Genomic DNA, 20528 nt, shown 5'->3' on the forward strand with positions numbered 1-20528 from the left:
GCCGGCAGCAGGGGTGCCCCTGCGCTAACTGGTCAGCGCGCTCGTCAGCGCCTTTATATTGTGCCTGACCATATCAATGTAAGTGGGTGCATCGCCGTTTTCGGCCGTCAGACTGTCCGAATACAGCGTTCCGCCGATTTTTGCCCCGGTCTCGGCGGCGATCCGGCGCATCAGCCGGGGATCGGCGATGTTTTCCAGAAAAACCGCCGGAATTTTCGAGATCTTGAGCTGGGTGATGATGACCGCGATATCCTTGGCGCTGGGCTCCGAATCCGTCGAAACGCCCTGCGGCGCAATAAATTCGATGCCATAGGCCGCCGCGAAATAGCCGAAGGCGTCATGGGTCGAGATCACCTTGCGGTGTACCGTGGGAATGGTAGCGATGGCTGCCTTCACATCACTGTCGAGGGCCGTCAGCTTCGCGAGATAGGCCTCGGCGTTCGCCTTGTAGGTGTCGGCACCGGCAGGATCGGCCTTGGCCAGCGCATCGCGAATGTTTGCGACATAGATCCTGGCATTGGCCACCGATTGCCAGGCGTGCGGATCCTCGTGCGAGTCGAGCTTGCGCGGTGCGATGCCCTGTGTCGCGGTGACGATGACAGCCTTGCCGCCGGATGATTTCACCAGCCGCGGCAACCAGCCCTCGAAGCCGAGGCCGTTGACCACCACGAGCTTCGCATCGGCGATCTTTTTCGCGTCACGCGGCGTCGGTGTGTAGACATGCGCATCGCCATTCGGGCCGACCAGGGTCGTGACAGCGACTCGCTCGCCACCGACATTGCGCACGAAGTCACCCAGGATGGAGAAACTCGCGACGACATCGATCTTGTCCTGCGCACGCGCCGGGACGATCGCAGCGACGAGCGACATGATAGCAGAAAGCACGAATATGCTGGATTTCCGCATGACTGACACACCTACGCCTCAAGATGCCGGCCGGGGAATAACTGCCTCACCAAGCCACTGACATTGCCGAACAAAACCGAAAATACGTAGAGCACCGCGGCGACCAGAATGATCGCGGGACCGGACGGCACCTTGGTCTGGAACGACAGCACCAGACCGAAGTAACCGGAGACCATCGCGCTCGCGACGGAGATCATCATCATCCCCGTGATATCGCGCGACCAGAACCGCGCGATGCCCGCCGGCAGGATCATCAGCCCCACCGCGAGCAGCGTACCGAGCGCGTGAAAGCCGTTGACGAGATTAACGACGACCAGCGCGAGAAACGCCAGATGCGCGGGTGCACCGGCGCGCGAGACGGTGCGCAGAAACACCGGATCGACGCATTCGATCACCAGTGGCCGATAGATCACCGCCATCACAACCAACGTGATCGTCGCGTTGAACGCGATCACCAGCAGCGTCTGATCGTCGAGTGCGAGAATATTGCCAAACAGCACATGCAGCAGATCGATATTGGTGCCGCGCATCGAAACGATGGTGACGCCGACTGCGAGTGATACGAGATAGAACGCGGCAAGCGATGCGTCTTCCTTGATAACGGTCACGCGCGACACCAGCCCTGCCAGCAAAGCGACGGAAAAGCCTGCAATCAGGCCGCCAAACGTCATCGCAAACAGATTTAGCCCCGAGAACAGGAAGCCGATCGCCGCCCCCGGCAGAATCGCATGCGCCATGGCATCGCCCACAAGGCTCATCCGCCGCAGCATCAGGAACACGCCGATCGGCGCGCCGCCGAGCGCGAGCGCAACCACGCCGGCCAGCGCGCGGCGCATGAATTCGAATTCGAGGAAAGGCGCGATCAGCGCATCGTAGAGCATGTCGATCAGGCCGCCCACGAGTGTGCGGCGTCGACAACACAGGTGCCGGCGCCATCGTCGAAGGCTTCGCACATGCGCCGCGCCTCCAGCAGGTTATCCGCCGTCAGCACCTGCTGGGTCGATCCCCAGGCCACGGAGCCGCGCGCCAGCAGCAGCGTCTCCGGGAAATGCGCGCGCACCATCTCCATATCGTGCAGCGCCGCCAGCACCGTGCGCTTCTCGGCATGCCAGTGACGCACCAGCGCAATCAGGTCCGCCGACGTCTTGGTATCGATCGCATTGAACGGCTCGTCGAGCACGATAACGCGTGCGTCCTGCAACAACACCCGCGCAAACAGCATCCGCTGCATCTGGCCGCCCGACAGCGTGCCGATATTGCGATTCTCGAAACCATTGAGGCCGACAGAGGCGAGCGCCTGTCCTATTTGCGCACGCGCGGTCTTGCCAAGGCCGCCGAATATCCCGGTCGCGCGCCAAAGCCCTGTGCCGACGAAGTCGAACACCGAAATAGGGAATGTGCGGTCGATATCGACGCTCTGCGGCAGGTAAGCGATGTCGCGCGCCTTCAGGCCGCCAAGTGTGATCGCGCCCGTCAGCGGCTTCAGGATGCCGACGATGCCGCGAAACAGCGTGGATTTGCCGGCGCCGTTCGGCCCGACCACCGCGAGCAAACTGCCAGCGGCGATCTCGCCATTGAGGTGATGCACCGCCGGATGCCGGTCATAGCCCAGTGTGACGTTCTGGAAAGCGAGCTGTGCCGTCATGATGGCCTCATCGCCAGCAGAACCACCGCCCAGAGCGCTGCGGAGACCGCCAGCGCAGCCCCCAGCCGTGCGGGCAACGTCATGCGCAGGATCGACCAGGGCGCGGGCTGGGCCGGATGCGGGCTTGCCGGGCCATGGCTGTGGGCATGACCGTGGCCGTGCGCGTGACCATGGGAGTGGTCATGACCGTGGGAATGGGAATGCGCCATGAAATAGGGCCTGAGCCAGTGGAAACCCGGCGCCAAAACGCCTCACTGTCATTTATGTTATATTATAACATACCGCAAGCCCGGAGCGGATCAGGCGAAATGGCGGACCAGCGCCAGGCCGGCAAAGAGCCCGGCAATCGACAGCACCACTGAGCCCAGCACATAGGCCAGGGCAAGGCCCAATTCGCCGCGCTCATAGAGCACTGCCGTATCCAGTGAAAAGGCCGAAAAGGTCGTGTAGCCGCCGAGGATGCCGGTCATCAGGAACAGGCGCCAGGGCTGCGAGGCCTCACCCTTGTAAGCGAGATAGCCGGCGATCAGGCCCATCACCGTGGAGCCAGTGATGTTGATGATGAAGGTGCCCCACGGGAACGCCGCTCCCATGCAGCGAGCGCAGGTCATGTTGATGACATGGCGCAAGGTGGCGCCAAGGCCGCCGCCGACAAAAACCAAAACATAATTCATCTAATACCCGCTGCGCTTAGTGGCTCACGTCATTCCGTTTTGCCGCAGCGTGCCTGCGGCGGCAAGTCGCAGCAGGTCAACCAAGACACGAAAACGTCACGACAACGAAAAAAGGCGGCAGCTTGCGCCACCGCCCTTCCCGCGCGTCATTAAACGCAGATCGAAAGCGATCAGACCGCCTTGCCGAACTGCTCGTCGACATATTCCCAGTTCACGAGATGATCGACGAACGCCTTGAGATAGTCGGGACGACGGTTGCGATAGTCGATGTAGTAGGAGTGCTCCCAGACGTCGACGCCGAGGATCGGGGTCGCGCCATGGACCAACGGGCTTTCGCCGTTCGCGGTCTTGGAGATTTCCAGCTTGCCGTTCTTGACCGAGAGCCAGGCCCAGCCGGAGCCGAACTGGCCAACGCCTGCAGCGGCGAAGTCGGTCTTGAACTTCTCGAGACCGCCGAGATCCTCGGTGATCTTCTTCTCCAGACGGCCGGGTAGCTTGTCGCCACCGCCGTTCGGCTTCATCCAGTTCCAGAAGTGGAGATGGTTGTAGTGCTGGCCGGCATTGTTGAAGAGCGCGGCATTCTTGCCGAACGAGCCCTTCACGATTTCTTCAAGCGATTTGCCTTCGAATTCGGTGCCCTTCAGCAGGTTATTGCCGTTGGTCACGTAAGCCTGATGGTGCTTATCGTGATGGAATTCCAGCGTTTCCTTCGACATATGCGGCGCGAGCGCGTCATAGGCGTAAGGCAGATTGGGAAGCGTGAAGGTCATGGGTCAAGATCCGCAATAATGGGAGAGTTGGCTTAACGGGAACCCTTATAGAAGGTTCCGCCCGGCTCCGACACTCCCATCTTTGCGATCCCCGATCGCTTCGCGATCAGGCCGCGCTCGGCATTGCGGCGGAGACGGCATCGCGCCGCACTGGCGGCTTCACATTCATCAGCATCTGGAAGCATCCGGCGATCATCCCGATCACGACGGCGAATTGCCAGGCACGATCGTAATTGCCGAGATGAGAGAAGATCATGCCGCCGCCCCAGGCGCCCAGGAAAGATCCTGCCTGATGGCTGAGGAAGGCGATGCCCGTGAGTGTCGCCATGAAGCGCAACCCGAACAGCTGCGCGACGAGGCCGTTCACCAGCGGGACCACGCCGAGCCAGAGCGACCCCAGCACGGCTGCGAAGACCATGGTCGTGGTCGGCGTCGCCGGAAAATAGAAATAAGTGGCGAGCGCCAACGAGCGAACGATGTAAATTCCGCCGAGCAAAATCTGCTTCGGATAACGGCCGCCAAGCCAGCCAAAGGCATAGGAGCCAAACACATTGAACAGACCGACTATTGCCAGCGCGGTGGCGCCAAGCGACGCGTCGAGGCCGCAGATCGCCAGATAATTCGGCAGATGCGTGGTGATGAATACTAGCTGCAGGCCGCAGACAAAGAACGACAACGCCAGCACGATATAACCGGAATGACCGAGTGCGGACTGCACCACTTCTCCCAAAGATTGCTGCAGCTCATCCGCCGGTGCGCGTTCGATCTTGTCAGACTGGCCAGCAAACAGCGCAGCGGGGAGCATCACCGCAGCGAGGCCGAGAAAGCCGATCAGCGCCACTTGCCAGCCCGCCGTCGAGATCAGCGTCTGCGCCAGCGGCGACGCGATGACGAGACCGAGCGAACCTGCAGCCGACACCGCGCCCATGGTGACGCTGCGCTTGGCGGCGGAGACGCTGCGCGAAGCTACCGTCATGGTCATGCTCGATGCCGTGCAGGACAGCGCGAGGCCGACGCAAAGGCCGGCGCCAAGCGTGAACACCAACGGCGTGGTCGCGACCATCATCAGGACGAGACCGGCGGCATAAATCAAAACGCCGGTGATCATGACGTGACGGGTGCCGAAACGATCGGCGATAGCACCGATGAAGGGCTGCGAGATGCCCCAGATCACGTTCTGCAAAGCGGTGGCCAGGGAGAAATCAGCCGTGGTGATGGCGGTGTCGCGCAGAATCGAGGGTTGAAACAGGCCGAAGCTCTGGCGCATGCCCATGGCCAGGCTGAGCAGCGTCGCCGCGCCGGCCAAAATCGCCCAGCGCTGGTATTTGGAGAGCTCCGCCTCAGTCATTCCAACGTTTCCTTGATACCTAGAATATTATTCTCAGATAAGCACTGGATTCGACAGGTTTACTACCCTCGGACCGACCTATAAGGGCTGCACAAAGCGCAGAGGTGGCGACCGAAATGAGCATCGAAATCGAGATTGTGACCGGCGATGCCTCATGGCCGAGTGTCAAACCGCTGTTCGACCTGGTTTGGCCGCGCGAGGCGGTCGAGAAACTGCCCTGGGGACACGTGGTCTTCGCCTATCCCGAATTGCGGGTCATCGTGGAGGACGACGGACAGCCGGTCTGCCATGTCGGCCTGTATCGGCGCGAAGGCATATGGAAGGATCGCAAGACGCGGATTGGCGGCATCGGCGGCGTTGTGACGCATCCCGACTATCGTCGTCGCGGTCTGGCCAGTCTGGCGCTCACCGCCGCACTCCATACGCTGAAAGACGAACGCGCCACCGATTTTGCGCTGCTGTTCTGCGAACCGCACAATCTGGATTTCTACACCCGCCGCAACTGGAAGCCGTTCATCGGCGAGGTCTATGCCGAACAGCACGGCGAGCGGGTACGCTTCGATGTCATGACCCCGCTGGTGTCCTACCTGAAGCGAGCGCCGCATGAAGGCGAGATGGACCTGTGCGGGCTGCCGTGGTGACCGCCACCGGTTGACCTGAGCAAGCTGCGTCAAATCGAATCGATCATGATCATTTGAGACGCTGAGTAGTCTCAAACGCATCGCCGCGGCATTGCACAAATCCCATTTCTTGTTATGCAGACCGCCTGATCCGAGGAGACACGCATGGCCGCCAGATTCACTGTTATGATCGCATTGCTGGGTGCAGTGTTCGCAGGCTCCGCTGCGCAAGCCCAATCGGGCGGCGAAGCAACGGGTGTCTGGCAGACCCAGGCCGGCGATGCGCAGGTGCGGGTCAGCAAATGCGGCACCATCCTGTGCGGCACCGTCGTCTCGCTGCGCGACAAGATCGATCCGCAGACCGGCAAGCCGCCGATCGACGACAAGAATCCCGATCCCTCGCTAGCCAAGCGCTCGATGATCGGCATTCACTTGTTCTACGATATGCGCCCAACCGGAGCGAACACGTGGTCGGGCCGGATCTACAATGCCGATGACGGGAAGATCTATACCAGCAACGTGGCGCTGGTCGGCCCTAACACGCTGAAGGTCGAAGGCTGCGTCGGCGCATTCTGCGGCGGCGAAAACTGGACCCGCGTCGGCCGCTGATCAGGCGATCTCTTTCAAACTGACATAGCCTTCAATGCGGTGGCCGCCGAGGCATAGCCACCGCGCGCGCCGTCAATGAAATGTACGTGATCGCTGCGGATGGCTGACGGTGTGAAACACGTCATCATCGCAGCATCCTGGCGGTGCAGACCATAGCGCACCGTTCCTTCCGAGCCCGCCGCAACAAGACGCTGCTCCAGCGCGCGTTCGAGATCGGGCGTGCAATCCAGAATCATGCGCAGGCTGTCGTCATATTTGCGGAAATCCGAGTTCTCGACCAACTGCTGCACATAGGTCTTCGGCACGAAGCCGCCGACGCTAATGCCAAAACGCATCAACACAAAAACGAACAGCGTTCGCGTCGTCACCCAGATACGAAAGCGCGACAGCGATTTCGCGCCGCGGCCAGCTCGGATTTCGTAGCCGAGACCCGCAGGCGGCCACCTCAGCGCTGGGCCGCCGGCAGGCACGGGACGGCCCGCATTAGGACTGCGTTCGACCAGTGCGATGATGTCTTCGATAACGCGACGAAATGCGGATGGGTCGGCTCCCGCTGCAGCCGTCACCAACACCGACAGAATCAAACCATGTGCCGATGGAATTTCCTCGAAGCGACATGAGAGCCCGGAGAGATCGGGATAGGTTCCGACAGGTGCCGGCGTCACCGCGAATTCGCCGCGCTTCATCGCGGCCTCTGCCCAGCCCAATCCGCCACCGGAAAACATCGCATAGGACACATTCTTCGATGGACCAAAGCGCGCCACGCGCACATCCAGCCCCTGCGCGCGGATGTCTTTGATCGGCACCAGGGCCACGCGCATCGCGAGATCGAGATCGTGCTTCACCCAGGTGGCCGTTGCCGCCAATGCCCCGCGGGCGCGATCGAGATCGTCCGGCGAGACTGCGAAGCTCGCGCCATCGCCGCCGAACACGAAGGGGAATTCGCGGCCGTCCAACGCGTTGGTCACGGCAGCAATGACGGCAGCGCCGGCCATGTTGACGGCCTTGTAGCGCTGTTCGGCGATGGCCTTGGTGGATTCGACGATATCGGCGACGCCGATGATCCAGTCATCCGGCAGCGGCATGTACAAAGCCGGGTCCATCACCCGGTCGAAACCGTAAAATATTGAAATGCCGTCGTAAAACGCGCTGACGCCGGTCGTCATGGTGCGAAATGATCCTGCGACAACGTTGCGTCAACCCAATGACGCTCCCAAGTCAGGACTCATAGCACGCAATTTCGACGAACGTGCGGTATCAGCAATCCAAAGTCGTCTGCCGCTCCCATTCGGTGAGCTGACGGCAGTGCTCATTCCAGTCGCTGTGTTTGAGCTTGAGATACGATCCGACCACGACCTCGCCGAGTTGATCCTTCAACACCGCGGACGCTTCGAGCGCGCGCAATGCATCGAGCAGGTTCAGCGGCAGCTGCTTTGCCTTCGGCGCCTTCGCGCCTTCCGTATACATATTGATGTCGAGGCGCGGGCCGGGATCGCGGCTGTTGGCCATGCCGTCGAGGCCGGCGGCCAACAGCGCCGCAGGCAGCAGATACGGATTGACCGCGCCGTCGGGCAGACGGAATTCAAAACGACCAGCATCGGGAATGCGGATCATATGCGTCCGGTTGTTGCCGCCGTAGGTCACCGTATTCGGCGACCACGTCGCGCCGGAGAGCGTGCGCGGCGCATTGATGCGCTTGTAGGAATTCACCGTGGGATTGGTGATGGCGCAAACCGCTTCGGCCGAATGAACGAGGCCGCCGATGAAGTGATAGGCGGTCTTCGACAGGCCGAGTTCACCGGCCTCATCTTCAAATACGTTGGAGCCATCCTTGGTCGACCAAAGCGACGCATGGACGTGGCAGCCGTTGCCAGTGAGATTGGCAAACGGCTTCGGCATGAAGGTCGCCTTGTAGCCGTGCTTCTCGGCGATCGACTTGACCATGAACTTGAAGAACGCGTGACGATCGGCGGTCTTCAGCGCGGTGTCGAACTCCCAGTTCATCTCGAACTGGCCGTTGGCGTCTTCATGGTCGTTTTGATAGGGCTTCCAGCCGAGCGAGATCATCGCGTCGCAGATTTCAGCGACGATCTCGTAGCGCCGCATCAGTGCCTGCTGGTCGTAGCACGGCTTGGCCTGCTGATCGGCGGGATCGGAGATCGCGGTACCGTCCGGCGAGATCAGGAAGTACTCGCATTCGACGCCGGTCTTGAGTTCGACACCCTGCTCCGCCGCCTTCGCAATGAGGCCTTTCAGCACCTGACGTGGATTCTGCGCCACGGGCTTGCCGCCCATATAGAGATCCCCCGTGACCCAGGCGACGCCGGGCTTCCATGGCAGCAGCGTCAGCGTATCCATATCCGGCATCACGAGCACGTCGGGATCGGCCGGCGTCATATCGAACCAGGCCGCGAAACCGGCAAAGCCAGCGCCGGACTTTGCCACGCCGTCCATGGCCGTGGCCGGCACCAGCTTGGCGCGCATGCCGCCGAACAGATCGACAAAGGCAATCAGGAAATATTTGAGATCGTGCTGTTTGGCTAGTTCGGTCCAGGTCGTCATTGACACGCGCTCCGAAGGTCATCCAGCCATAATGGCTCGTTAGATATTGCTGCCGGGAATCCAGTTCGTCCCCGCGAGAGGGACCCTCGCCATGGCCGCCGACTCCATTGTCAGCGCCACCAGATCTTCCGGTTCGAGATTGTGGACGTGGCTCTTGCCGCAGGCGCGTGCGATGGTCTGCGCTTCCAGCGTCATCACGGAAAGATAGTTTGCGAGCTTGCGGCCGGCGATCACGGGATTGAGCCGCGCGGCCAGCAAAGGATCCTGCGTTGTGATGCCCGCGGGATCGCGGCCCTCGTGCCAGTCGTCATAGGCGCCGGCCGTAGTGCCGAGCTTCTGATATTCGGCTTCCAGTGCGGGGTCGTTATCACCGAGCGCGATCAATGCAGCCGTGCCGATCGCCACCGCATCCGCGCCGAGCGCGAGACACTTGGCCACGTCAGCTCCATTGCGGATGCCACCGGACACGATGAGCTGCACCTTGCGATGCATGCCCAAGTCCTGCAGCGCCTTTACCGCCGGCGGGATCGCGCACATGGTGGGCAGGCCGACATTCTCGATGAAGACGTCCTGCGTCGCAGCCGTCCCGCCCTGCATGCCGTCGAGCACGATGGCATCGGCGCCGGATTTCACAGCGAGCGCGATATCGTAATACGGGCGTGAGGCACCGACCTTCACGTAAATGGGGATATTCCAGTCGGTGATCTCGCGCAGTTCCTGGATCTTGATTTCGAGATCGTCGGGCCCGGTCCAGTCCGGATGCCGGCACGCCGAACGCTGGTCGATTCCCACCGGCAAACGGCGCATGCCGGCGACGCGCTCGGTAATCTTCTGGCCGAGCAACATGCCGCCGCCACCGGGCTTGGCACCCTGCCCGACCACGACTTCAATTGCATCGGCCTTACGCAGGTCGTCCGGATTCATGCCGTAACGCGACGGCAGCACCTGATAGACCAGCAGATCGGAATGACCACGTTCTTCCGGGGTCATGCCGCCGTCGCCCGTGGTCGTCGACGTGCCCACCGCCGATGCGCCGCGGCCGAGTGCTTCCTTGGCAGGGCCGGACAGCGCACCGAAGCTCATGCCGGCGATGGTGATCGGAATCTTCAGATGGATCGGCTTCTTGGCGAAGCGCGCGCCGATGACGACATCGGTGGCGCATTTCTCGCGGTAGCCCTCCAGCGGATAGCGGCTGATCGAGGCGCCAAGAAACAGCAGGTCGTCGAAATGCGGCAGCTTGCGCTTGGCGCCGGCGCCGCGAATGTCATAGATGCCGGTCGCGGCAGCACGACGGATTTCCGCGATCGCGGCATCATCGAAGGTCGCGGACTTGCGCGGCGGCGTATGGATCCAGCGGTCTTGCGCGCTCATCAGTAGGACCCGACGTTGTCGATGTGGAAGTGATAGAGCTTTCGCGCGGAGCCATAGCGTTTGAACTCGTCCGGTCTGACGCCCTCGACGCCGGCCTCATCGAGCAGCTTCTTCAGCTCGACTTTGTGTTCGTCATTCAACGGCTTCTCGATGCAATCGGCGCCGAGGCTCGTGACCGTTCCGCGCACGAAGAGCTGCGCCTCATAGATGGAATCGCCGAGCGCTTCGCCGGCATCGCCGAGCACCACGAGTTTTCCGGCCTGCGCCATGAAGGCCGAGAGATGGCCGACCGAGCCCTTCACGACGATATCGATGCCCTTCATCGAGATGCCGCAGCGCGCCGAGGCATTACCGTCGATCACGAGCAGGCCGCCATTGCCGCTGGCGCCCGCCGCCTGCGAGGCATCGCCGGTGACGTGCACGCGGCCCGACATCATGTTTTCGGCGACACCCTGCCCGGCATTGCCGCGCACGGTGACGCGCGCCTGCTTGTTCATACCGGCGCAGTAATAGCCGACGTGACCGTCGATCTCGATCTCGACCGGAAAATCGAGACCGACCGCGATATTGTGCTGGCCGCGCGGATTGCTGACGGTCCAGTGCGTCGCGTTGGTGTTATCAGTCAGCGCATGCAGCGCGCTGTTGAGTTCGCGCAGCGGCGAGGACGCAAGATCAACCGAAGGCATCAGTGCCGCTCCCACAAATAAACTTTGGCGGGTTCGGGCTCCCAGACCTTGGCGACGTCGATGCCCGGCAGATCGACCAGCGCACGATATTCGGTGCCGAAGGCGACCCAGCGATCGGTCTCGGCCATCACGGCTGGCTTGCAGGCAATGGGATCGCGCAGCACGCCGAAGCCGGTCTCGGTGCCGATGACGAATGTGTAGAAGCCATCGAGCGCGGACAGCGACGACGTCATCGCATCCTGCAGCGAAGCACCGGCGGCCATTTGCGATGAGATATAGCCGGCGGCGACCTCGGAATCATTTTCGGTGCGGAACGTCATGCCCTGGCGGATCAACTCGCGGCGAACGTCATTGTGGTTCGACAACGAACCGTTATGCACGAGGCACTGGTCCGTGCCCGTGGTGAAGGGGTGCGCGCCATTGGTGGTCACTGCGGACTCAGTCGCCATGCGGGTGTGGCCGACGGCATGGGTGCCGGCCATCGCGTTCAGACCGAAGCGCTTGGCCACGTCAGCGGGCAGACCGACTTCCTTGAACACAGCCATGCGCTTGCCGCGCGCAACCATGTCGACGTCTTTCATGCCGAGGAGCACAGATGCGACAGCAGCCTCGCGATCGGTGGGAACGCTGATGACGGCGTGGGTATCGTGCACCTGATACGAAATCGGTGCGCCGGCGATTTTACCAAGCGATGCCATCAGTTCAGCAAAATCGAACGACGGCGCAGCGCGCAGCGTCAGCTTGATCTGTCCGGCATCGCCGTCGCCATAAACAGCAAAGCCTGCAGAGTCAGGGCCGCGATCGCTCAGCGCTTCCAGCATGCCGGAGAGCAACCCGCCTAATTCGGGGGCCAGCTTTTGATCTTTCAGAAACAGACCGGCAATGCCGCACATGGCTCGCGTCTCGCTCGTTGAATGCGCGTGGACCTTGCCCGAAACAAAACCGCCATGTCAACCACAGAGAAAATAGTTTTCCTGACAAGAAATATTGCTATTGTCGGGAAATCAACGCTGCAGGAAACGCCATCGTGAAAGCGAAACCGAAGACAACGAAATCATCGCCCGCGCGCTCAAAGCTGGAGGAGCTGCGCACCGGTTCGAACGCGCCGCTGGAAGTCGGTGGCTCGCTGGAATCCAAGATCGGCAATGAAGTGCGGCAGCTCCGCAAGGAGCTGGAGCTGACGGTGGCCGAGCTCAGCACATCGGCGGGCATCTCGACCGGCATGCTGTCAAAGATCGAGACCGGCAGCATCTCCGCATCACTGGGCACGCTGAATGCACTCTCAAAAGCGCTCAACGTTCCGATCTCCAGATTCTTTCGCGAGACTGAGGAAGAGCGCGATTGCTCTTTCGTGAAAGCCGGTACGGGCGTCAAGATCGAGCGACGCGGCACCAAGTCCGGCCATCACTATCAACTGCTTGGCCAGTCGATCCACGGCGAGCTCGGCGTCGAGCCCTATCTGATCACGCTGAACGAGGATGCCGAGGCCTATAGCAACTTCCGCCATGCCGGCGTCGAGATGATCTACATGCTGACCGGCAAGGTGCGTTATCGCCACGCCGATCAGACCTATCTGATGGAGCCCGGCGACACGCTGTTCTTCGACGCAGCCGCGCGGCACGGCCCGGAAGAACTGGTGAAGGCGCCTATGACGTATCTGTCTGTGATTATTTATCCGCGGCGGAGCTAGGCCTCACTTCGCCTTGCTCTTCCCCGACATCCGGTCCTGCGACGGTGGCACATCGAAGGCCCGCCGATACATCCGTGCGAAATGGCTGGCGCTGGCGAAGCCGCATTCGGCCGAGACCTCGACCACCGGCATACTGGTCTGCTGCAGCAGTGCACGAGCTTTCCCGAGGCGCAGGGTCAGGTAATGCTGCTCAATGGTTACGCCGAGATGTGCGGTGAACAGCCGCTCGAGCTGGCGCACGGACACGCCGGCCGTTTTTGCCAGCTCGTCGCGCGGCGCAGGGCTGGCCAGACGCCGTTCCATCACGGTGATCGCCGAGAGCACGGCGCGATTGCTGGTGCCGAGGCGCTCGCGCAATGAAATGCGCTGGCTGTCGTCGCCGAGACGCACGGCGGTTTGCAGAAACCAGTCACTGACTTTCGCTGCCAGTGCCTGGCCGTGATCGCGGCGGATGATGGCATGCATCATGTCGAGCGCGGCGACACCACCGGCGCAGGTGAGCCGGTTGCTATCGATCTCGAACAGCGTACGCGTCGGCTCGATCTCGGGAAAGGCCTCGATGAATGCATCGAGATGCTCCCAATGGATCGTGCAGCGAACGCCATCGAGTATGCCGGCCTTGGCCAGAATGAACGGCCCACCGGAGACGCCGCCGATGGCGCAGCCCGAGCGCGCGAGGCGACGTAGCCACGCCAGCGTCTTGGCATCATCGAAACCAGCGGGATTGCCGCCGGCACAAACCAGCACCGTGTCGTAACGCACGCTGTCGGCAATGGTGTGATCGGACGCCACCGACAATCCGTTCGACGCCAGAATCGCGTCGGCGCCGGTCGAGATCTGCAGCCACTGATACAGTTTCTTGCCGGCTAGCACATTGGCGGCGCGCAGCGGTTCGATCGCCGAGGCGAAGGACATCAGCGCGAAGCCGTCGATCAGAAGAAAGCCGACGCGGTGGGGCTGGGCCATAGATTTGAAGACTCAGTTTCCGCGCCCGTTCAGATCATAGCTGCAGCGTTACGCCCACTCGCCCTTACGGAACACCGGCACGCGACGGCCGTCGGCGTGGGCACCGTCGATGTCAATCTCGCCGGAGCCGATCATCCAGTCGATATGGATGAAGCTCTTGTTGCCGCCCTGCGCCGCGATCTGCTCGGGCGTGAGATCGCCGCCATTGACGAAGCACTTCGAATAGCACTGGCCGAGCGCGATATGGCAGGCGGCATTCTCGTCGAACAGCGTGTTGTAGAACAAGAGGCCACTCGCCGAGATCGGCGACGAATGCGGCACCAGCGCCACTTCACCGAGCCGACGCGAGCCTTCGTCGGTGTCGAGCACCTTGTTGAGCACTTCCTCGCCGCGTGAGGCCTTGGCCTCGACGATCTTGCCGCCCTCGAAGCGCACCGCGATGTCGTCGATCAGCGTGCCTTGATAGGATAGCGGCTTGGTCGAGCGGACATGGCCGTCGACACGCGCGGCATGCGGTGTGGTGAAGACTTCCTCGGTCGGGATATTGGCGTTGCAGATGATGCCGTTCTTGGCCGTCGATGCGCCGCCTTCCCATTCATGACCATCTGCAAGACCCACCACGAGATCGGTGCCCGGCCCGGTGAAATGCAACGCGTGGAAGCGCTGCGCGTTCAGCCATTCGGTGCGGCTACGCAACGCCGCATTGTGCTTGGCCCAGGCGGCGATGGGATCGGCATTGTCGACGCGCGACGCCGCGAAGATCGCATCCGCAAGCTTCTGCACGGCAACGTCGTCCTCATCGCCAGGAAACACCTGCTTGGCCCACGACAACGTCGGATAAGCGATGATATTCCAGTTGATGTCGAAGCCGGCGATCTTCTGCAGCGCCGGCTGATAGGCGATGGAATTCGCCTTGCTGGCGCGCGAGACCTTGGCGGGATCTTCGTTCGACAGCAGCATCGGATTGTCGCCAACGATGGCGAGGCGCGCCGTGTTGTTGCCGAGCGCTTTGGCCATGCCCTCATAGAGCCAGCCGGCGGCGCGATCGAAGCTCACATCGTGACCGTAGCGGTAGCGCGCCAGCGTCATCTCTTCATCGGAGAAGAACGGCGTCACCAATCCGGCGCCGGCCTTGTAGGCATGTTCAGCGATCTTGCGCACCAGCGGCAGCGCCGCGGCGGGGCCGGTCAGCAGCAGATCCTGCCCCGGCGCCAGTTGCAGCCCGACTTTCACGGCGACCTCGGCCAGACGGTCGAGCTTCACGGGATCAATAGGGGTGGACAAATTGCGCTGGTGAACGGTCATGCAGAGGCCCTAACTGGTGTGAACGTAGCTGGACCGAATGTAGGCGCAGATGCGCCTTGCCGCCAGCCGGTCCGCCGCAGGGCTTACCGGACGCCTACGACAGCCCGGACTGCGGGACGAGGGCCTGGTAATGGGCCAGCGCGTAAAGCCTGATCGCCGAGGACAGGTTGTTCTGCTGTCGGTTCTTGTCGATCTCGCCGACGAGCTGCGACATCGTGATCCGGCGCATGCCGGCGATCTCCTTCAGCGCCGTCCAGAACGCCTCTTCGAGGCTGACGCTTGTCTTGTGTCCGGCGACGACGATCGATCGCTTTACGACGGGTGATTTCACCGCGCCTTCTCCATTTCCACCCAGTGATCGGTTTCTTTTCAGCCAGCTTATACGGATTGAAACCTGCGGCAACAGATCAGATCATCCAACCTTAGACGAGTACTCACACACAACCTCTCGATCACGACACAACCTCTACGGAACTATCGATACGTTGCCTTCGTGGCGCGCATTGGGCAGAAGCAGCATCGCGCACGCCTCTGGATCAAACTCCCGATCGTCCCGATGAATTCCGCCACGCCTGAACTCCCCGATGCCCAGCACGCCGCTGATCAGATCGATCGCTGGATGAAGGAGCACGCCGTCTTCGCGCTGCTGATGGAGCATTCCGACAATGCATGTTCTGCGCTGCGGCAGTTTGCAACGATCAACCGCAACCATGGCCAGCATAACGTCGCTATCGACGCGCTTCTTGCTGCACTTGCACTGATGCCGACGGACGTCACCGCCTGGCGTGAGCTCGCGACGGACTATCAATTGAGCGGTCGCGACGAACTGGCGGAAGCAAGTGCGTTGCGCGCGCTCGCCATCGATCCGGACCACGCGACGACATGGCTGCAATATGCGAGCCTCGCCTACCGGCTGCAGCGTATCGATGATGCTGAAGCGGCCTATCTGCGCGCTCTGTCGGGCGATGCCTCGCTTGGCGACGCTCATCTCGGCCTGGGCGTGCTGTATCTCGGCTCCCGCCGTCCCGAGCAGGCGATCATGCATCTGCAATACGCACTATCCTGGGGCGGCATCGACGCGGTCACGCATCTTTGCCTCGGACAGGCCTTCTACATGGCCGGCCGGTTTTGCGAGAGCGCCGATGCCTTGACGATCGCAAACGGATTTGTGCCGCTGGAAGGCGTGACGCTGCGTCTCTACGCCCGCGCGCGTACCTTTGCTTCGATGCTGGACGGCGACATTCAGGGCGCAATCACCCGCTACCCGACACTTGCGGGACAGGAGACCGAGCCATTGGATGAGGTCTTGCGCACCGCATTCGCGTTGTTCAGCGCCTATGGCATGCATGAAGCCGCTGCCACGGTCGGACGACTGCGACTGGAAGGCCAGCCGGACGATCCCGTGCAGCGCTACTTGCTGGATGCCGTCGGTGGACAGACACATGATCGCGCACCGGCAGCCTATGTGGAGGCGCATTTCAACGAATTCGCCGAGGGCTTCGACAGCAAGCTTGTGGACATTCTTGGCTACAAGGTGCCGCAGCAACTCGCCGATATGATTGCGTCCTGCCGACCGACACTTGCGACCATTCTGGATCTCGGCTGCGGAACGGGGTTGGCTGCAGAGCCACTCGGGCGGTTCGGCGCGCGACTGACCGGCATCGACCTGTCGGAGAAGATGCTCGCCATCGCAACACGGCGGAACGCCTATCACGACCTTATCAAGGCCGATGTCGTGAGCTATCTCGCGGACAGCCCGCGCAGCTTCGACCTCGTCTTCGCTGCCGATCTTCTGATCTATCTCGGCCGGCTGGACGAACTCATCGGCCTGATTGCGTGCGCGCTCCCTCCGGGCGGCTTCTTCGCAGCAAGCATCGAGGGCGCGGGTCACGGCGACTTCACGCTGCTCTCGTCAGGCAGGTTCGCCCATAGCGAGACATATTTCGAAACCTGCGCCGCGAAGGACTTCGAAATCGTATGCAAGGAGAATTCCGAGCTGCGCCTCGAAGCAGGGCGCCCCGCCCTCGGCACGCTTTATGTGCTGCGTCGCCGTGCCCGGCCGAGCACCGAGAACGGCCAGCTCACCACCGCAACAAACCACCAATAAATTGACGAGATCTTCGCCAAGCGCGCGTCCGCCTTCGAACCTGTTGTCTGCACAGATCGGGAGCCACCTCGAACCTGAAGCGCACCGCACAAGATTTAATCACCTGCCTAGGAAATCAGTAATGCCGCTCGTTTTAATGGCACGACTGATCTGCGACAGCCGAGCTCATTTAGAAATAGTCGAAAAATCAGAATGTTAGACGACAGGTACGTTGGCACGCCATTTGCTAATAACATCTACGTCAATGATGACCGCCGTCCGCCGGATGCTGAAACCGCTGCTGGTTTCAAGCGCAGGGACACAGCTCGCTTCCTGATTGTCAGGTGCGAAGCGGTCATCGTGACTCCATCCCTACCGGGTTTGGTGTGCGAGTTCCTGTTTCCGATCGACAGCGGTCCAAACAGGTTTGCACATGCTCGATCAACCGAATGCAAAGAAGCTGAAGCTCGTCATCCTCGGCAACGGCATGGCCGCCGGCCGCGTCATGGACGAGCTGTTCGCACGTGCACCAGACCGCTACGACGTAGTGGTGTTCGGCGCGGAGCCGCGTGTTAATTACGACCGCATCATGCTGTCGCCGGTGCTCTCCGGCGAGAAGGCATATGACGACATTCTGATCCACACCGATGAGTGGTACGCGACCAACAAGGTTGATCTCAGGCGCGGCGAACTCGTCGTCGCGATCGATCGCGTTGCGAAAACCGTCACCACACAGTCCGGCGCGGTCGAAGCTTATGACACGCTGATTATCGCAACCGGCTCGAAGCCGATTCTTATTCCAGTACCCGGCGCGGAGCTGCCCGGCGTCGTCACCTATCGCGATCTCGACGACGTCAACTTGATGCTCGATGCAGCCGGTAAGGGCGGCCACGCTGTCGTCATCGGCGGCGGCTTGCTCGGCCTCGAGGCCGCAGCCGGTCTGGCCATGCGCGGCATGACAACAACCGTTGTCCATCTGATGCCAACACTGATGGAGCGCCAACTCGATCCCAATGCCGCTTATCTGTTGCAAAAGGCGATCGAGGCGCGCGGCATCGAGGTGCTGACCGGAGCCAACACAGCAGCCATCCTCGGTGACACATGTGTCGAGTCAGTCCGGCTCGACGATGGTCGGACCCTACCGGCCGATCTCGTCGTGATGGCGGTCGGCATCCGCCCGAACACCGCACTCGCCAAGCTCGCCGACCTCAACGTCAAGCGCGGCATCGTCGTGAACGACCATCTACGAACCAGCGACGACAACATCTATGCGGTCGGCGAGTGCGTCGAGCATCGCGGCCAGTGCTACGGCCTTGTCGCGCCCCTGTATGACATGGCGAAGACCCTCGCGGCGACCCTCGCCGGGGAGACCGTTGACGGCTATATCGGTTCGACCACCTCGACCAAGCTGAAAGTCACCGGCGTAGACCTGTTCTCGGCCGGCGATTTCGCCGAAGGCGACGTCAAGGATGAGATCGTGCTACGCGATCCTGCCCGCGGCATCTACAAGCGTGTCGTCTTGCGCGACGACCGCATCATCGGCGCGGTGCTCTATGGCGATACGGCCGACGGCTCGTGGTATTTCGACCTGCTCAAAAAGAACGTCGATATCGGCGCCATGCGCAACGCTCTGATCCTCGGCCAGGCCTATCAGGGCGGCGTCGCACTCGATCCGGTCGCTGCTGTTGCAGCGTTGTCGGACGATGCCGAAATCTGCGGCTGCAACGGCGTGTGCAAGGGCGCAATCACCCAGGCGATCGCCGCCCACGGCCTCACCACCCTCGACGATGTGCGCGCCCGCACCAAGGCATCAGCGTCCTGCGGCCAGTGCACGGCGAAGGTGGAATCGCTGCTCGCGGCCACGCTTGGCGACAACTACTCCGCCGCCGGCCGCAAGCCGATGTGCAAATGCACTGACCTCACCCATAGCGAAGTCCGTGGCTTCATCCTCTCGAAGGAGTTGAAGTCCGTTCCGGCCGTGATGCAGGAACTGGCGTGGAAAACCTCCTGCGGTTGTCCGTCCTGCCGCCCCGCGCTGAATTATTACCTGCTCTGCGCGTGGCCGGGCGAGTATGCCGACGATGCGCAGTCGCGCTACATCAACGAGCGCGTCCACGCCAACATCCAGAAGGACGGCACCTTCTCCGTTGTGCCGCGCATGTGGGGCGGCCTGACCACTCCTGACGAATTGCGCGCCATCGCCGACGTCGCCGACCGCTTCAAGATTCCGACGGTGAAAGTCACCGGCGGCCAGCGCATCGATCTGCTGGGCGTACGCAAGGAAGACCTGCCTGCCGTGTGGGCGCAGCTCAACAGTGCGGGCCTCGTCTCCGGCGCAGCCTATGCCAAGGGCCTACGTACGGTGAAGACCTGCGTCGGCTCCGAATGGTGCCGCTTCGGCACACAGGACTCGACCGGTCTCGGCGTCAAACTCGAGCGCTTCATGTGCGGCTCATGGGCGCCTGCGAAGGTAAAGCTCGGCGTCTCCGGCTGCCCGCGGAACTGCGCGGAATCCACGGTGAAGGACATCGGCGTGATCTGCGTCGAATCCGGCTACGACATCCACATCGCCGGTGCGGCGGGCCTGCATGTCCGCCAGACCGATCTGCTTGGCCATGTCGATACGGAGGACGAGGCGATCGAATACATCGCTGCCTTCATGCAGATGTACCGCGAGGAAGCGGGCTATCTCGAACGCGTCTGGAAGTGGGTCGAAAACGCCGGCCTCGACAAGGTACGTGCGGCGATCATGGATGATGCCGACAACCGTCGCGCGCTGCTGGCGCGCTTCGAGAAATCACAGCGCGCGGTCCGCAAGGATCCCTGGGCCGAACGCGCCGCCGGCCGCGAACAGCATGAATTTACGCCGCTTGCAACACTCAACTCGATTATAGCCGTCCCGGCAGAATGAACATGACAATGGCCCCATCCAACGACTTCTGGTTCGACGTCGGCCCACTGCGCGCGATCCCGCAACGCGGCGCGCGCACGGTGAAGACTCCGCGGCGCGAGATCGCGGTATTCCGCACCGCCAGCGACGAGGTGTTCGCGCTGGAAAATCGCTGCCCGCACAAGGGCGGTCCGCTTAGTGAAGGCATCGTACACGGTCGCAAGGTCGCCTGCCCACTGCACAACTGGATCATCAACCTCGATGATGGCGAAGCCTCGGGCGCTGACAAAGGCTGCGCGCGCAGCTTCCCGGTCAAACTCGAGAACGGCCGCATCTATCTCAACATGAGCGTCGCCGCCGCCCCATAGGTGCACGCCACATCAACCGACCCCGCTCCAAA

21 protein-coding genes are annotated in these 20528 nt (G+C 61.9%); 6 read left to right on the forward strand and 15 right to left on the reverse strand.

Going from position 1 to position 20528, the window contains the following annotated elements; translation table 11 throughout:
* Positions 1–24: 24 nt before the first annotated feature.
* The 7 genes from AB8B02_RS21225 to AB8B02_RS21255 form a co-directional block, all read right to left on the reverse strand.
* Complete coding sequence (locus tag AB8B02_RS21225) at positions 25–870, reverse strand: metal ABC transporter substrate-binding protein (RefSeq protein WP_439065910.1); 846 nt, start codon at positions 868–870, stop codon at positions 25–27.
* A 47-nt stretch (positions 871–917) separates the two neighbouring features.
* On the reverse strand, positions 918–1787 hold the full coding sequence (locus AB8B02_RS21230) for a metal ABC transporter permease (protein WP_089265777.1): 870 nt from the start codon (positions 1785–1787) through the stop codon (positions 918–920).
* 5 nt (positions 1788–1792) lie between these two features.
* Entirely contained in the window at positions 1793–2551 is a 759-nt protein-coding gene (locus tag AB8B02_RS21235) for a metal ABC transporter ATP-binding protein (protein ID WP_439065089.1), read from the reverse strand.
* Positions 2548–2760: a hypothetical protein gene (locus AB8B02_RS21240; RefSeq protein ID WP_439065090.1), complete on the reverse strand. Its 213-nt coding sequence runs from the start codon at positions 2758–2760 to the stop codon at positions 2548–2550. The genes AB8B02_RS21235 and AB8B02_RS21240 overlap by 4 nt, the downstream gene beginning before the upstream one ends.
* Before the next feature lie 90 nt (positions 2761–2850).
* Entirely contained in the window at positions 2851–3225 is a 375-nt protein-coding gene (gene crcB / locus AB8B02_RS21245; protein ID WP_089265774.1) for a fluoride efflux transporter CrcB, read from the reverse strand.
* Between the two features lie 170 nt (positions 3226–3395).
* Positions 3396–3995, reverse strand: a complete 600-nt coding sequence (locus tag AB8B02_RS21250; protein WP_093757222.1) for a superoxide dismutase — start codon at positions 3993–3995, stop codon at positions 3396–3398.
* Positions 3996–4101: 106 nt separating this feature from the next.
* The gene (locus AB8B02_RS21255; RefSeq protein WP_093757223.1) at positions 4102–5343 is read right to left on the reverse strand and encodes an MFS transporter; all 1242 of its coding nucleotides are present in this window, start codon (positions 5341–5343) and stop codon (positions 4102–4104) included.
* 116 nt (positions 5344–5459) lie between these two features.
* Between AB8B02_RS21255 and AB8B02_RS21260 the strand changes: the two genes are divergently transcribed.
* Together AB8B02_RS21260 and AB8B02_RS21265 are read left to right on the forward strand one after the other, a co-directional pair.
* Entirely contained in the window at positions 5460–5984 is a 525-nt protein-coding gene (locus AB8B02_RS21260; protein ID WP_093757224.1) for a GNAT family N-acetyltransferase, read from the forward strand.
* Positions 5985–6128: 144 nt separating this feature from the next.
* Complete coding sequence (locus AB8B02_RS21265) at positions 6129–6572, forward strand: DUF2147 domain-containing protein (RefSeq protein ID WP_231079111.1); 444 nt, start codon at positions 6129–6131, stop codon at positions 6570–6572.
* Positions 6573–6586: 14 nt separating this feature from the next.
* On the opposite strand, the gene AB8B02_RS21270 is transcribed toward AB8B02_RS21265, so the two are convergent.
* The 5 genes from AB8B02_RS21270 to AB8B02_RS21290 form a co-directional block, all read right to left on the reverse strand.
* Positions 6587–7738 carry a DUF3095 domain-containing protein gene (locus tag AB8B02_RS21270; protein WP_439065091.1) on the reverse strand — a complete coding sequence of 384 codons (1152 nt, stop codon included), beginning with the start codon at positions 7736–7738 and terminating at the stop codon, positions 6587–6589.
* Between the two features lie 91 nt (positions 7739–7829).
* Positions 7830–9134 (reverse strand): type III glutamate--ammonia ligase, encoded by a 1305-nt coding sequence (gene glnT / locus AB8B02_RS21275; RefSeq protein WP_439059887.1) that lies wholly within the window; start codon positions 9132–9134, stop codon positions 7830–7832.
* 39 nt (positions 9135–9173) lie between these two features.
* Positions 9174–10505: an FMN-binding glutamate synthase family protein gene (locus AB8B02_RS21280; RefSeq protein WP_184512087.1), complete on the reverse strand. Its 1332-nt coding sequence runs from the start codon at positions 10503–10505 to the stop codon at positions 9174–9176.
* Entirely contained in the window at positions 10505–11191 is a 687-nt protein-coding gene (locus tag AB8B02_RS21285; protein WP_231079108.1) for a protein glxC, read from the reverse strand. Before AB8B02_RS21285 ends, AB8B02_RS21280 begins: the two co-directional genes overlap by 1 nt.
* Positions 11191–12084, reverse strand: coding sequence for a class II glutamine amidotransferase (locus tag AB8B02_RS21290; RefSeq protein WP_231079106.1), 894 nt, complete (start codon positions 12082–12084; stop codon positions 11191–11193). Before AB8B02_RS21290 ends, AB8B02_RS21285 begins: the two co-directional genes overlap by 1 nt.
* 134 nt (positions 12085–12218) lie before the next feature.
* Here AB8B02_RS21290 and AB8B02_RS21295 point away from each other — a divergent pair, with 134 nt between their 5' ends.
* Positions 12219–12881: an XRE family transcriptional regulator gene (locus AB8B02_RS21295; RefSeq protein ID WP_115032930.1), complete on the forward strand. Its 663-nt coding sequence runs from the start codon at positions 12219–12221 to the stop codon at positions 12879–12881.
* 3 nt (positions 12882–12884) lie between these two features.
* Here the strand turns inward: AB8B02_RS21295 and AB8B02_RS21300 are convergent, their stop codons facing one another.
* The 3 genes from AB8B02_RS21300 to AB8B02_RS21310 form a co-directional block, all read right to left on the reverse strand.
* Positions 12885–13847, reverse strand: coding sequence for a GlxA family transcriptional regulator (locus AB8B02_RS21300; protein WP_115032928.1), 963 nt, complete (start codon positions 13845–13847; stop codon positions 12885–12887).
* A gap of 48 nt (positions 13848–13895) precedes the next feature.
* On the reverse strand, positions 13896–15152 hold the full coding sequence (locus tag AB8B02_RS21305) for an aminopeptidase (RefSeq protein WP_439065092.1): 1257 nt from the start codon (positions 15150–15152) through the stop codon (positions 13896–13898).
* 94 nt (positions 15153–15246) lie between these two features.
* The gene (locus AB8B02_RS21310) at positions 15247–15483 is read right to left on the reverse strand and encodes a ribbon-helix-helix domain-containing protein (protein ID WP_089265762.1); all 237 of its coding nucleotides are present in this window, start codon (positions 15481–15483) and stop codon (positions 15247–15249) included.
* A 162-nt stretch (positions 15484–15645) separates the two neighbouring features.
* Here AB8B02_RS21310 and AB8B02_RS21315 point away from each other — a divergent pair, with 162 nt between their 5' ends.
* The 3 genes from AB8B02_RS21315 (at position 15646) to nirD (ending at position 20496) form a co-directional block, all read left to right on the forward strand.
* A complete protein-coding gene (locus tag AB8B02_RS21315; protein ID WP_439065093.1) occupies positions 15646–17259 on the forward strand; it encodes a methyltransferase domain-containing protein in 1614 nt (537 codons plus the stop codon).
* A gap of 412 nt (positions 17260–17671) precedes the next feature.
* Positions 17672–20149: a nitrite reductase large subunit NirB gene (nirB, locus tag AB8B02_RS21320; protein ID WP_439065094.1), complete on the forward strand. Its 2478-nt coding sequence runs from the start codon at positions 17672–17674 to the stop codon at positions 20147–20149.
* 2 nt (positions 20150–20151) lie between these two features.
* A complete protein-coding gene (nirD, locus tag AB8B02_RS21325; RefSeq protein ID WP_439065095.1) occupies positions 20152–20496 on the forward strand; it encodes a nitrite reductase small subunit NirD in 345 nt (114 codons plus the stop codon).
* The last annotated feature ends 32 nt before the right edge of the window (positions 20497–20528 follow it).

It is taken from the genome of Tardiphaga sp. 862_B3_N4_1 (genome assembly GCF_051811085.1).
Taxonomy (GTDB): domain Bacteria; phylum Pseudomonadota; class Alphaproteobacteria; order Rhizobiales; family Xanthobacteraceae; genus Tardiphaga; species Tardiphaga robiniae.